Source organism: Xanthomonas sp. NCPPB 2632, assembly GCF_041228075.2.
Classification (GTDB): Bacteria; Pseudomonadota; Gammaproteobacteria; order Xanthomonadales; family Rhodanobacteraceae; genus Luteibacter.
Window position 1 is genome coordinate 4,447,344 of sequence record NZ_CM192979.1, and the last position, 13,755, is coordinate 4,461,098.

The window sequence follows — 13,755 nt, forward strand, 5'->3', positions numbered from 1 at the left end:
CGGCGGACCGGCATGTATTCAGAAGGTCATGGCCAGTCCCACGCGCAGCGCCAGGCCGGACTCACCGGCACCGCCGATCGCGACGCGTCGATCGATGTCCGCGGAGAGGGTGATGTCACCGCGCAGTTCCGCCGACACGCCAGCGGCAAGGTCGACCTGGCGGCCACCTCCGCCCGTGGCGAAGCGGATGCCGGAGAGAACGGCCTGCGTACCGGTGTCGCGCGTAGCCGCATAGCCCGCATCCAGGTAAGCGGACCAGGCCGACAGCCAGTGGCCGTGCGACACGAAGGCCAGTGTGGCGCGCGTGCCGGCACGAAGCGTCAGGCGTTCCGGCGCACCCAGGCCCACGACGATGCCATCGCGGTCCTGCGCGGCGGTGAAGCGCTGGCGCTGCCACAGCAACGACGCGCCAGGCATCACGGCCAGATACGACGTGGGCGACCATCGCAGCGTGCCGGCCAGCAACGCGTCGTTGCCGTTCGCGCGCAGCCGGGCGAGGGCCTCACCCCGCGGCTGGCTACGTACCGCCACGCGGTGATGGCTGGCCGCATAGGCCGCATCGACGCGCCAGCCCGCGTCGCCGCGCAGCACATAGGTGAGGGCCAGACCGCGGCTCTCCGAACGTGCCGAGGTGACGCCATCGACGGCGCGCGGTGCGATGCGTGCACGCCCGACACTGGCGACGATACCCGCACGCGTGTGCGATGCATCGGATTCGATGGCGACGAGGTCGCCCGCCAACTGCACACCCGTGTCGCTGCGCTGGCTGTCGACGCCGAAGCGGTCGAACGGCAACGTGCTCCGGTAGCGCGTGTGACCGACGAAGCCGCGTATGCGCAGCGCGGCATCGTGCGCGGCGGCGAGATCGTCCGGGTGCGCTGCGTCGAGGGACGCACGCGCATGGCCGAACAACGCCCCTGCCAGTGCCAGGTAGGCAGGCACCTGTGGCGCGAGGGCGGCGCGCGAGGCGGGCAGGGGCGATGCATCGGCCGACGCGGTATCCGCCGGGCCGGCCGGCAACGACCGCCTGAAGACGCCAAGCGCACGGCCATGCCGGTCGGTCCGCGTACTCTGCAGACGAAAATCCCAGTAATCGCTGCCGGTGCCCTCGACACGCCGTTGCGAGGCATCCGCCTCGCCAGGAGCGTACGCGTGCAGGCCATAGCGCCACGGCCCGACGACGACGTAATCGCCGGCCAGCCGGAACGATGCCTCGCTGGCCGCACCGCCCACCTGCGCGACGCTGATGCCGCCACCCGCACCCGGCGCGGTCGCGGCGCCCCGGCCACCGGCAGGGACGATGGCCAGTCGCGTGGTGCCGAGTGCATCGCCCTGGACGAGAAGGCGATCGGTGCCCTGGCGGGCCGTCGCGCCACCGGCATCCAGGCGTGTACGCAGGCGCACCGTCGCCTCGCCGCCGGTGCTGTCGAGGCGACCGACGCGCAGGCTGGCGAAGCCGGTGCCCGTATTGGCGAAGGCCACGGTGGAGGCCCCCGCCAGTGTCAGCTGCCCGACATCGGTCTCCCCGGTGACGAACCAGTCGCTGGCATCCAGGCGCAGGCGATTCACACCCGCGGCGCGACCCGTCCAGCGCGACCGTGTGAGCCCGGCATCCAGTTCACCCGTGCCGCGGCGGTGCATGTCACCGACCAGTTCGCTGTCCTCCATCCGCAGCAACAGCGTGGCATGGCCACTCTCGACATGCCCCACGGCACGGGAACCCTCCAGCAGGTGCACGCGCAGTGGGTCGGTGCCCGGGCCCCCGCTGCCGAAAGCGCCGCCGGCGCCCTCCAGCCGGGTGGCATGGAGCCGGACCTCGCCTCCCGTACCGGTGATCGCCCATGCCTGTTCGCCCTGCGCCGTGATGCGGCTGCGCCGGGAGGTGAAGGTGGATCCCATGCCATCCACCACCACGGCACCGACATGCGCCTGCCGCGTGAGCACGTCGCCGTCGCCGATGCCTACGTGAGCGCCGTCACGCACCAGTACGGCGGTGCTGTCCGTCCCCGTCACCTCGATGCGTGTGCCCTGCCCATCGATGTCGGCACCACCGACGGCCGCGATGCCGAGGCTGCCGTTGCCGGCGGTGGCGATGTCGATATCGCGGAACACGGCGCGCGAGGCACCCTGGACCTGCACGGCCACCGCGCGATCGCCGAGCATGCCGATCGTGCCGCCCTGCATGTCCGAGTCGCTGCCGTCGAAGACGAGCAAGCCGTAGGCATAGCCGGCCGGGTTGCCGCTGGTGCGGTTGCTGACGGCGGCACCCGTGGCGTCGAACGAGGCCCGCGAGGCGACCGTGATGGCACGCCCGGTGGCCGTCCCGCTGACCGACACGGTGTCGCCCGATGCGAGAGACAGGGCCGAACCGCTCTCGACAAGGATGCCGTACGGAAAATCCGCCGCCGCTGCGGGTGTGGTCAACGCGATGAGCAACGCGGCCGCCAGCGCATGGCGCCGGCCGTGGGAGACGATCATGGGCACTTCCTTGCTCGCGATGAGAGGAAGTGAACTTATTCAGTGGGCCGAGGGCTGTATGTCGGGTGGACGCGCGGCGAAAGTCAGCGTTAGTTGTCGCCGCGTCGCCACTCGCCGCGTTTGGGCTTGCCGGCGGGCTTGGGCGCAGCCTTGCGCTTCAGCCGTGCCTCGAGCGTCGCCGCCTGTTCCTCGCGTTCGTCGTGGAGCTTGAGGAAATTGCGCCAGCGCTGCGGTGAAAGCTCACCGGACGCGAGCGCCGCCTGGATCGCGCAACCGGGTTCGTTGCCGTGGCCGCAGTCGGCGAAACGACACTGCGCGGCAAGCGTTTCGATGTCGGCGAACAGGTCGAGGTTTTCTTCGCCGGTCAGCTTCAGTTCGCGCATGCCCGGTGTGTCGATCAGGCAGCCACCGCTGGGCAGGCTGAGCAATGCGCGATGCGTGGTGGTATGACGGCCGCGGCTGTCGTGCGAGCGCACCGCGTTGGTAGCCATGCGCTGCTCGCCGAGCAACGTGTTGGTCAGGGTGGACTTGCCGGCGCCGGACGAGCCGACCAGCACGGCGCTGGAGCCCGGCCCCAGGTAAGAGGCCAGCAGGGGCACCGTAGCCGGGTCCTTGGCATTGATCGCGTGCACGGAGGCATCGTCCGGCAGCCGGGCGACGAGCGCCGACACCGCCGCGTCCACGTCCACACCCGTGTCCGCCTTGCTGAGCAGCACCACGGGCCGGGCGCCGGAGCCCTCCACCAGCGTGAGGTAGCGCTCGATGCGCGACGGGTTGAAGTCGCCGTCCAGGCCGGTCAGTACCAGCACGTAGTCGATGTTGGTGGCGATGATCTGCCGCTCGTAACGCTCGCCGGCGGCGGCCCGGGTGAGCACGGAGCGACGGGGCAGCACCTCCTCGATCACCGGGTGCGTGGCGCGGTCGAGGAAAACGAAATCGCCGACGGCCGGGCGCAATGATGGATCCAGCCCGCGTTTCAGGAAATGCCCGGCCGGCTGCGCGTTGAACGCGAACGAGCCGTCGTGCATCTCGTAGCCGGCACGATGCTGGGCCACCACGCGGGCGAGGCGGCGCGGGTCGGCGGGTAGCGTGGCCTCGCGCCAGCCGATGCGACGCAGGGAGGTCAGGTCCGGGGTGTCGGTCATGCCGCGATTATGCCCGCTTATGGCCCGAAGTCCGCCTCGCGGCGCCGTGCCGACGCTGTTAGGATCGGGTGACGACGGCGGGAAACGGCCCGCCGCACGCACCGGAAGTCGTCAGCAGTGTCCTCGATCAAGCCCAGCGCGCACCTGGCGGAAGTGCGCTACGAAATCCGCGGCGCCCTCACGCGGCGCGCCCGCGACATGGAAGCGGCCGGCCAGCCGATCATCAAGCTCAATATCGGCAATCCCGGTCGCTATGGCTTCGCCACGCCGCCGCACTTGAGCGAGGCCATCCGCAACCACCTGGGCGACAGCGAGGCCTATGGCCACGAACAGGGCCTGGAGGAAGCACGCGAGGCCATCGTGGTGCAGCAGCGCGCCCGTGGGGCCATCGGCGTCGACATGGAGCGCGTCTTCATCGGCAACGGGGTCAGCGAGCTGATCGATATTTCCTTGCGCGCTTTGTTGCAGCCGGGCGACGAGGTGCTCCTGCCCAGTCCGGATTACCCGCTGTGGAGCGCGGCCACCATCCTCAACGACGGCAGCCCACGCTATTACCGCTGCCTGGCCGAGAACGCCCACCTGCCCGACCCGGAAGAAATCGAGGCGCTGATCGGCCCGCGCACCCGTGCCCTCGTCCTGATCAACCCGAACAACCCCACCGGCGCGGTCTATCCCAAGGCCCTGCTCGAGCGCATCGTCGAGGTGGCGCGCCGCCATGGCCTGCTGCTGCTGTGCGACGAGATCTACGACGAGATCCTGTACGACGGCACGCCGTTCCAGCCGCTGGCGTCCGTCGCGGGCGATCACCCGTGCGTCAGCTTCGGCGGCCTGTCCAAGGTGCATCGTGCCTGCGGTTACCGCGTGGGCTGGATGAGCCTGTCGGGCGATCCGAAGCGCAGCAACGAGTACCGCGACGCCCTGCAACTGCTGGCGGCGTTGCGCCTGTGCGCCAATGTCACGGCGCAGTGGGCCGTGCGCCCCGCGCTGCTGGACAAACCCACCATCGGCGAACTCACAGCGCCGGGTGGCCGCCTGCACCAGGCGCGACAGGTGGTGCTCGACGGCGTGGCAGCCAGCCCGTTCCTCGACGTGGTGGCTCCTGGCGGCGCCATCTATGCCTTCCCGCACATCCGTGCCGATGCCATCGCGCACTTCGATGACACCGCGTTCGCTTTGCGGCTGCTCGAACAGGAAAGCGTGCTCGTCGTGCCGGGCACCAGTTTCAACCTGTCCGCCAGCCGGCACCTCCGCCTCACCCTGCTGCCCGAGCCGGCGCAGTTGCAGGAGGTGTTCGTGCGTATCGATCGGGTACTGCGGCGCATGGCCAACGAGAGCACGCCCGCTGCCACCGCCACCGCCGTCGCCTGAGCCATGGGCGCCGCGAGCTTCCTCGCCCTGGGCGATTCCTACACCATCGGCGAGGGCGTGCCGGAGGCGGGGCGCTGGCCCATGCAGCTGGCGACGCGCCTGCGCGAGTGCGGCGTCGCGGTCGGCATGCCGGAAACCATCGCCACCACCGGGTGGACGACCGACGAGTTGTTCGCCGCCATGGACGCCACCGCCCTGCGCGATGCCTACGACATGGTCACGCTGCTGATCGGCGTGAACGACCAGTATCGCGGTCGCGGCGTCGACGCCTATCGCGAGCCCTTCGTCCGTCTGCTCGAACGCGCCATTGCGCTGGCCGGCGGTCCCCGGCGGGTGGTAGTGGTGTCGATTCCCGACTGGGGTGTCACACGCTTTGCCGAGGGCCGCGACCGTGCGGCCATCGGGCAGGAGATCGACGCATTCAATGCCGTCGCATGCACCGCGACCGCGTACGCGCAGGCGCGGTGGGTGGACATCACGCCCGTATCCCGGCAGGCCGGCGAGCGGCCGGGCATGCTGGTCGACGACGGCCTGCATCCCGACGCCGCCCAGTACGCCCTGTGGGTCGAGCACATCCTGCCCATGGCCGAAGCCGCGCTGGGCAAGCGGGCCGCCACGACGGTCTGACCGGGTCTGGGCACGCCGTGCGCGATCCACGCGCAACAGGTTTGCAATACCATCGCCATGCCGCGGTTACGCCGCAGGCCGAGACTGGGCAACCGGGACCCTCCCGGAAACCGTTCTCATGGCCAGACTCATCTGCCGCGCCGCCTTCATCTCCGACGTGCATCTGGGCACGCCCGACTGCAAGGCCGGCTATCTGCTGGATTTCCTGAAAAGCCTCGATTGCCGGCAGCTCTACCTCGTCGGTGACATCGTCGACCTGGAAGCGCTGGCCCGGCGCCAGTGGTGGCATCCCGAGCACAGCGCGGTGATCGCCGAACTGGTGGGCATGGCCGCACGGGGTGTGGAGGTCATCTACCTGCCCGGCAACCACGACTACCAGATGCGCGGCCTGGCCGGCTCCACCATCGCCGGCATCCGCGTCGAACTGGATGCCGTGCACGAGGGTGCCGACGGTCGTCGCTATCGCGTCAGCCACGGCGACGAATACGATCCCGAACACATCGGCCGCGCATGGATCAACTGGCTGGGCGACACGCTGCATCGCTTCATCTGCTGGGCCAACCGCCGGGTGCACGCGGTGCGCAAACGGCTCGAACTGCCGTACATGCCGCTGTCGATCATCCTCAAATCGCACGTCGGCGCCGCACTGGCCTATATCCGCGACTACGAGCAGCGCGTCGCCAGCGATGCGCGCGAGCGCGGTTTCGACGGCCATATCTGCGGGCATATCCACTTCGGACACATCCGCAGCGTGGAAGGCGTGCTCTACATGAACGACGGCGACTGGGTGGAACACTGCACGGCGCTGGTCGAGGACATGAGTGGCGCCATGGAACTGATCCACTGGACCGAGCAATGCACGCCGCTGGGGCGGGCCAGCCGGGAGACCGTGCTGCCTTCGGCGGAAGCCGTCCTCGGCTTCGCGCCGCTGGCCGATTGCCGGGCCAACCTGGGGGAATTGCGGGCCGGAACCTCGCTGGCCGGTTGAAAGCGAGCGGCACGGGGCCCATCTGCGAGGGATGCCGGTAAACTGGCTCCCTCTCCTACCCGCGGTGACCCCATGGCCCTCGAAACACCCACACGCGAGCGCATCGAATCCCTCCTGGCCCAGCACGAAGTCGTGCTGTTCATGAAGGGAACGCGCCAGCAGCCGATGTGCGGTTTTTCCGCCGCGGCCACCAACACGCTCAACGACATCATCCCGGCCTACCACACCGTCAACGTGCTGGAAGACCCCGAGATCCGCGAAGGCATCAAGGAATACGGCCAGTGGCCGACCATTCCGCAGTTGTACGTGAAGGGCGAGCTGGTCGGCGGATCCGACATCATCCGCCAGATGTACACCAGCGGTGAGCTCTACACGCTGTTCGGCGCCAGCGCTCCGGATCGCACCCCGCCCGAGATCGCCATCACCGACAAGGCCGCCGAGGCCATCCGTGGCGGCATGGCCACGGCCCAGGGCATGGCCTTGCACCTGGAAATCGGCCCGGACCACAGTGCGGGCTTCCAGCTGGCGCCGGCCGGCGACTTCGACATCGTGGTGGTGGCCAACGGCATCGAGGTGCACTTCGATCCGGGTAGCGCCGCGCGCGCCAAGGGCATCACCATCGACTGGGTCAGCACCGTTCAGGGCGACGGCCTCAGCCTGAAGTTTCCCGGCGCCGTCGACATCGCCTCGATCACCGTGCACCAGTTGAAGGACAAGCTCGCCGCGGGCGGCCTGACCCTGGTCGACGTGCGTCCGGCGCAAGGCCGCGCCGCGGCTGCCCCGCTGCCGGGTGCGCGCATCCTCGAGGACGAAGGCTACGAGGCTTTCGCCGCGCTGCCCAAGGACACGCCGATCGCCTTCATCTGCCACCACGGCATTTCCAGCCAGGCCGCCGCGGAGCGCCTGGCCGCCCATGGATTCACGAACCTGTTCAACGTGGAAGGCGGCATGGATGCGTGGGCGCGTGAGGTGGATCCGACGGTGCCGCGTTACTGACGCTTGACGTAGGTCCTCGCGGCGTGTCGCGAGAAAAGGGAGGCGTCGGGAGGCGCCTCTTTTTTTGGCATGCGCTATTTGGCAGCAAATGGCTCACAACCTAAATAGATGACTTGTAAAAACAAATCCTCCCCAGGCACCTCTAGTTTTGCAATCGGCGCGCACTCATTGAGCCGGTGGCCCTTGGAAGCCGTGGGCGGCGGATGGTGGTGGACTCTATGCCACTCCAAGGCACGGCAGCCCCTTTCCCCAATCCACAAGACCCCGATTGGCCGCTCAAGTGCCTGCGGAAAGGATTGCCTGGGGTGGAAAACAAGGAAAAGGGTATGGAGCGTCGATGGATCTAGGCTTGACCATGGTCACTCATCGGCATTACGCCGACCTAGCTTCCCGCGCGGGACTGTCAAACCGTGGGAATCGATTGATTTGTATGGAACACGTCATTGTTCGGCGAACCAATCGTCGCGCCTACGTACATCCCGAAGTTTTCAAGGTTGTGTTTGGGCGGCGTCCACCAGGATATGCTCGCGGCGGCTCGAAGATGCGGTATCCACAGCCCAATCTCAGGATGGCGGCCAGCGCGGCTGACTCGCGGCGCAGCGATAGCGCCTGATCGGCTTAAGACGATGGTTCCTAATGATTAGTCATGATCTCGGCGATCTTCAACGCTCTGACCGGATTCGACGGAAGCCAGAACTTCTACAGCACTGCTAATGGCCATGGTCAGCCGACCAACAGTTGCCGCGTTTGCGCAATCGTCTCGCAGGGAGCATGCATACGCGACTCATTGCGCTTGTCGCTAGGCGGCCGGCGGCATGTCCAAAAGCGACACGCCGACACATTGCGGAAGCTAGTGCCAGGCGCGAGCTAGGGCAGAGCATCGGCTTCGTACGAGGCTATCACTTCCGGCGTAACTCGCTGATCCAAAACCCGAAGGACGGCTCCAGTCCATGCCGCATCGACCTTGCGACCTCAGGGCATTCTCGCCGAACAGATTGCTGGCATACGCCCACCGCCACAGCACGTTTCCCGGCACTCTTTAGATAAAATGACCGCTAGCTAAGCTGCCTCTCCGATGAGCACCAACTGAATCCGCAAGTGCTTCGATAGCCTCACCGCTCTAAGTGCTTCTCCCAGATGACCTTTTGCTCGTCACCGAATGTGACAAGCGATGTGGCCGCCGAAATCTTGACTCTGTAGTCAAAGCTTCCGGATAAACCTGGTCTCGCGGGAACGAGCGATATCGTTAGTCTAAGCGTGTCTCCATCCTGAGCTTGTGTAAGTTTATCGACTGCTAATGCGCTGTGGAAAGCGAGCCCAGATAAGTGAAGCGTCATCTGGGAGTTGGCCTCCGTCGCCGAAACCTTGAAGAATTGAACATCCTTTGCCTCAAGGTTCATGGGTGCTCCTCCGGCGCAAGCCGTTATTGCGATTGAGGCCAAAGCAATAAAGAGCGTTGCGATTCGTAAAGATATCTTGAGCATCATTGCAGCCACGGGCTCGGTGGGGTTGGTCCAATACTGCCATGATCCACTCCCCCATTGGCGTCAATGATCGATTGCTTCAAAGAGGACGGATTGCTGTACGGTCCGTTGGGACTTAGCGATTCACCTGTGGAGGAGTTCCACGCATCGGCAGCGAAGCTGGAGCATGGATGCAAATATCCCCAAGCACTCTCGCCGTCCCCTTCATATTTTTTCACGACACCGTAAAAGGCAACTTCTTCTTCGTCGGTCAATTTTGCTGCGCGCGTGGCGTCTCCGATTCGCCCAAGTTCAAGATTGTGCTCAAGTCCGTTGGGAAGACCCTGCGGATTGTTCCCCCAGGTGCCATACGTAGCCGTCTGGCGGCCGTCGGGCGTGTAAGAAACCCAGCTATGCCCAGAAACCCCGCCGCTTCCCAATATCCCATCGCCAGCACCGCTCGAATTGATCACGAGAATGCCAGACAATCCAAGCGGATCGATGATGTTATGTGGACTGGAAAATGCGTATCCAAACGTGCCAACCCCGCCCAACAGACCAATCGGGTCACTCTGGATATACCGCCCCGTCGCGGTCTCATAGTCGCGGTTAACGTTGTAGTTCAGCCCGCTCTCGGCATCGAAGTACTGACCAGGGAAACGGAGATTCAACGCATACCTGCTAGTCGAGATGGGCGCTTTCTCGCCGAATGGATTGCTAACATAGTCCCACGCCCATAGCGTCGCACCGGACGCATCGGTCACTGCGCGGGGCGTTTGCAAAGCGTCCGCGACGACATATGCCGCAGACGTAGCAGCACCTTGCCTGTCAACGATGCCGAGTGGCAGATCGTCGAGCCACACGTAGTCGCGCGATACGCCGGTGGTTGACTCGGAGAGCAGCTGGCCAGCCTCAGTGTAGTCGAAGCGATATATATTGCCTCCAGCGGTCTTCATGACGCGCTGGCCGAGGTGGTTTAAGACATAGCTGCCCACCGTGGTGCCGTCTCGCTGCACGACGGTTAACCGATTCCTCTCGTTGTAGCCAAATCCCAGCGTACTGCAGACCATGACGTTGGCCGTCGTGTTGCCGCGAGCATCGATCTCGCGCGTCGTGGTTCCGACACCAATCAGTTGATGCGTTCCGCTCTTGTAGCCGTAGATACCGGTGAGAAGCCCAGGCGCTGTTTTTGATAGACGGTCACCTGTCTTGTTGTAGGTGTAGGTTTCGATGGCGGCGCCCGTACCGTCCTTGACGTCCACGAGCCGGTACAGCGGGTCGTAATCGTAAGTTTCAGTCGATTGCGCCACGCCGGCCGCGTTGCCAAGGGCTACAATGTTTCCAGCTGCGTCCCGTCGTACATGCAGCGAAAAAGCGGGGCTACTGATGTCGCTTATCTGACCATTGGCGTCGAATGTCCGCACTACCGCTTGGCCATTTCCGAGGGTGTAGGAGGTAACGGGACCGAACGAGCGGTAGGTGATGTAGTCCGCTATGGTTGCAGTCGTGCCGCCAGCAGGCGTGGCAGTTACGGTACTGACCTGCCCGTTGCTATTCCGAACATAGGCAATGAAAGTCCCATTAGGGGTTGTAATCGACGCGAGCCGGTCGCCGCGTGTCCACGCATAGCGCGTTGTGGTCGTAACCGACCCCACAGTTTGACGCTTCGTGACGACGTTGCCTCGCTGATCGTAGCAATACGTGAGCGAGGCAACGTTTTCCCTAACAAGAGTCAGTCGCCCCCCGCTATAAGTGCCTGTGCAGCCCGTGACGGCATCGCTCTCGTCGTAGTTGTACTGAATGTCGAAAGACGAATTAGGATATGAAGTGCTCAGGATGCGTCCAACATTGTCGTACGTTGAGGCCGTCGTGACGTTGGCGGCATCCTTTGAACTGATCGGATGATCCGCGGCGTCGAAGCCAAACGTCGTCGTGCCGGTGTCCGGGCTGTGCAGACCAGTCCCGTTGCCAATGGCGTCGAAATCATAGGTCGTCGACAAACCATCGGGATCGGTGACGCTCCTCACCCTGCCGAGCGCATCGAAGGCGACTACCGTCGAGGTGTTGGCGGTCGCGGCGTTGGCCCCGTTGTAGTCGCGAAGACTGCTCACCAAACGATTGAGCCCGTCGTACGCCTGCTTGTACTGAATAGCCATCGCGTCTTGACTATGTACGAGATTGCCCTCACCGTCGTAGCTGTCGGCAAACGTCGCCGAGAATCGCGCATGCCCCAGGCCATCCGTTAGCGTTGCGACATTGCCCAGGCGGTTGAATGTGCGGCTGAAGCCTCTCGCCACTTTCCCTGTGCTATCCATGACCGTTTCGCCGATTCGTTGGCCAGCGGAGTCCAAGGTGTAGTGGATTCGGCTACCCGACATATCCACCACGTCAGTCAAGCGGTGTGCATCGTCGTAGGTGAAGGTCGTCGCTACGCCATCGGGGTCGGTCATCTTATGGACAGTACCCGTGGAGTCGTATTCGATGGTAGTGATCGCATCGTTTGTGCTGGGCTGACCGCTCGCCGTGGCTCGTACCGCGATGCTCGCGAGCCAGCCACGCGCGTTGTATCCGTAGTCCTTGATGACGCCCGACGGGTCTTTCAGACGAGTCAGCCGACCCGCTTTGTCATAAGACAGATAGCGTGTCGTTAAGACGCCGCCCTCTGTTTCCGAAGTAAGGTCGCCTGGGCGATGGCATGCCCCACCGATTGTCGCGCAGCCCGACTCATCGGTGTCGACGTAATAAACATAGGAGGTAGTGTCTGCAACGTCGGAACGTGGCCCGTCGATCGTGAGCAGAAGGCCCGACCTGGGGCACGTGTTCCGGTCGACAGCGGTGCAGTACGTATAGATTGTTCGGGCAACGCCGGCAGGGGCGGCGCCCGTAGCGGCGCAAACGTAGTTGGGCGCCGCCGAGAAATCGACCCGACAGCTGGCCGTCACCTTACCGCCGTCGTCGTACGCCCACCCCCACTTTTCTAAGAGGGTACCTTGGTGATTGCTTATCGTGCGAGTCAGCGGGACTCGATGTGCGGTGTCCCAGGACAACTGGATGGTGCGTTCCTCAGGCAGGCCAAACGCATCAACCTGCTGGTTGAGAAGTCCATCGGATCCATAGATCGTCTTCTTCACGGTCCCCTTGAAATCCGTGATGGAGCTCGGGTAGCCATTTGCGTCGTACGAAACGCTGGATCCCAAGCAGCCCTCGCACCATGGCCCATCAATGCTGGACAGGAGACGAAGGCCGTTCACCCTCGTGAATCGGTAGGTGCGCTGAGCGCCAAACCGGTCGGTCACCGCTGAGCTGTCGGCATTGGGGTACGTGATCGACGTCGCATTGGTGTTGCCGGCGCGAGCGTCGCCGGCTGCGCGGTTCTGCTCATCGTAGTGAATCGTCAAGTACGGCTTACCCAACTCATCCGTGATGGACGTGAGAAGGCCCGCGGTGATGCCGCTGTCGTATCCGTAGGTCAGTGTCGTTCCGTCTGATCTCGTGACAGACTGGAGTTCGTAGCGGTTCGTATAGGTGTAATGGGCAGACGAACCATCTGGGAAAGCGGCATCTGACACGAGGTCGTTGGTATAGGTGAGCCCGATAGCTCGTCCGGAGGAATCTGTCACGCTAACCATGTGCTCGCCGTCCCAGGCAATAGTCCGCGTATAGCCGTCTCGATCAACAATGCTGATCAGGTGCCCGGCATTGTCGTAGTTCTCGACGGTGCCGTTTTCGAGATCTAGCCGATAGGCGGTAGGGAGCAGAATCAGCTTCAAAGGCGCATTGCTTTCGCCTTCGCATATGGCATCCTGGCAAGTGAACCTGTAGAGCCGGCCATCGGGGCGGCGTACTGTCATCAAGGCTACGGTAGCGGCGCCGTAGCCGCCGATGTAGTTCGGTGCTGTGCTGGCGAGCGCGACGTAGTCCGCACTGTTACCCGTAAATGCAAGTGGGAGCTGCCGCCCAGACGAAAGCATGCAAGCAGTGGTATCGCTATGAAAGGTCGCTGTCGCGCCGTCTGTGTCGGGCCAAACAGTCTTGGCCGCCGCAGCTATCGTAAGCCAACCCTCTTCACAAGCCTGCTGAGGAGCGTCATAGATAATAGATGCGTACGTTTCCGAGTCACTGCTGTTCCAAGTGGTCTCTATTCGAGCGTCATATTCGGTCTGCCATCGAATGCCTATGCTCGTCGTTTGATTGGAGCCGCTGTTGTAGTTGCGTTCGAATGTAAAGCGGCTGTTAGCAGAGACGAAGTCCGTGCTTTTTTGGTATTCGTTTCCGGAGAGTGCATCTGCCGGATCTCCGACCGATGCCGAAGCGCCTTTTGACGCTTGGCATCGATCACAAGGGTTGCCTGGTTTTGGGTTCGGGTCGGCCGGTGGAACGGCTACGTAGTAACCGCGCTTGCATTGAGGCAATACCCCCGCACCATCAAGAACGTCCGCGCGATAACCCATGGGATGGTCAAAAGAGAGCTCAATGGCGAAGCCATTCGGGCCTAAACCGCAGCCGCCCACGTCGGGTCGGAGCAGGGGCGCACAGCCCCCCATGCGAGGTTGGCGGCACCCTCCGATGCGAGGCAGGTGGATCGCACGGTCGTCTCCCACACGCCTATTGAGGGATACTCGAAAACTCCTCCGCCGGGACAGTTCGGACTTGCTGCTGCCCATAGCGCGCCTCCCCAACCGTAAATCTT

General features: G+C 64.2%; 8 protein-coding genes. 4 read left to right on the forward strand and 4 right to left on the reverse strand.

The features are described 5' to 3' along the window. Positions 1 to 18: 18 nt before the first annotated feature. Complete coding sequence (locus AB8808_RS19290) at positions 19 to 2,478, reverse strand: autotransporter outer membrane beta-barrel domain-containing protein (RefSeq protein WP_369931130.1); 2,460 nt, start codon at positions 2,476 to 2,478, stop codon at positions 19 to 21. Positions 2,479 to 2,567: 89 nt separating this feature from the next. Further along, entirely contained in the window at positions 2,568 to 3,623 is a 1,056-nt protein-coding gene (rsgA, locus tag AB8808_RS19295) for a ribosome small subunit-dependent GTPase A (RefSeq protein WP_369931131.1), read from the reverse strand. Between the two features lie 117 nt (positions 3,624 to 3,740). Here rsgA and AB8808_RS19300 point away from each other — a divergent pair, with 117 nt between their 5' ends. From AB8808_RS19300 to grxD, 4 genes are all read left to right on the forward strand, one after another. Continuing rightward, on the forward strand, positions 3,741 to 4,991 hold the full coding sequence (locus AB8808_RS19300; protein ID WP_369931132.1) for an aminotransferase class I/II-fold pyridoxal phosphate-dependent enzyme: 1,251 nt from the start codon (positions 3,741 to 3,743) through the stop codon (positions 4,989 to 4,991). Between the two features lie 3 nt (positions 4,992 to 4,994). Then, complete coding sequence (locus AB8808_RS19305) at positions 4,995 to 5,618, forward strand: SGNH/GDSL hydrolase family protein (protein ID WP_354516163.1); 624 nt, start codon at positions 4,995 to 4,997, stop codon at positions 5,616 to 5,618. 118 nt (positions 5,619 to 5,736) lie between these two features. Beyond that, positions 5,737 to 6,606: a UDP-2,3-diacylglucosamine diphosphatase gene (locus AB8808_RS19310; RefSeq protein ID WP_369931133.1), complete on the forward strand. Its 870-nt coding sequence runs from the start codon at positions 5,737 to 5,739 to the stop codon at positions 6,604 to 6,606. Between the two features lie 72 nt (positions 6,607 to 6,678). Then, complete coding sequence (gene grxD, locus AB8808_RS19315; protein WP_369931134.1) at positions 6,679 to 7,602, forward strand: Grx4 family monothiol glutaredoxin; 924 nt, start codon at positions 6,679 to 6,681, stop codon at positions 7,600 to 7,602. Between the two features lie 1,112 nt (positions 7,603 to 8,714). Here the strand turns inward: grxD and AB8808_RS19320 are convergent. Both AB8808_RS19320 and AB8808_RS19325 read right to left on the reverse strand, forming a co-directional pair. Then, positions 8,715 to 9,002, reverse strand: coding sequence for a hypothetical protein (locus AB8808_RS19320; RefSeq protein ID WP_369931135.1), 288 nt, complete (start codon positions 9,000 to 9,002; stop codon positions 8,715 to 8,717). Between the two features lie 83 nt (positions 9,003 to 9,085). Next, a complete protein-coding gene (locus tag AB8808_RS19325; RefSeq protein WP_369931136.1) occupies positions 9,086 to 13,576 on the reverse strand; it encodes an RHS repeat-associated core domain-containing protein in 4,491 nt (1,496 codons plus the stop codon). Between the last annotated feature and the right edge of the window lie 179 nt (positions 13,577 to 13,755).

Excerpts from the sequence above, each read along its gene's own strand:
- AB8808_RS19290 (WP_369931130.1), bottom strand. The coding sequence starts at position 2,478 with ATGATCGTCTCCCACGGCCGGCGCCATGCGCTGGCGGCCGCGTTGCTC.
- rsgA (WP_369931131.1), bottom strand. The coding sequence starts at position 3,623 with ATGACCGACACCCCGGACCTGACCTCCCTGCGTCGCATCGGCTGGCGC.
- AB8808_RS19305 (WP_354516163.1), top strand. The coding sequence starts at position 4,995 with ATGGGCGCCGCGAGCTTCCTCGCCCTGGGCGATTCCTACACCATCGGC.
- AB8808_RS19310 (WP_369931133.1), top strand. The coding sequence starts at position 5,737 with ATGGCCAGACTCATCTGCCGCGCCGCCTTCATCTCCGACGTGCATCTG.
- grxD (WP_369931134.1), top strand. The coding sequence starts at position 6,679 with ATGGCCCTCGAAACACCCACACGCGAGCGCATCGAATCCCTCCTGGCC.
- AB8808_RS19320 (WP_369931135.1), bottom strand. The coding sequence starts at position 9,002 with ATGAACCTTGAGGCAAAGGATGTTCAATTCTTCAAGGTTTCGGCGACG.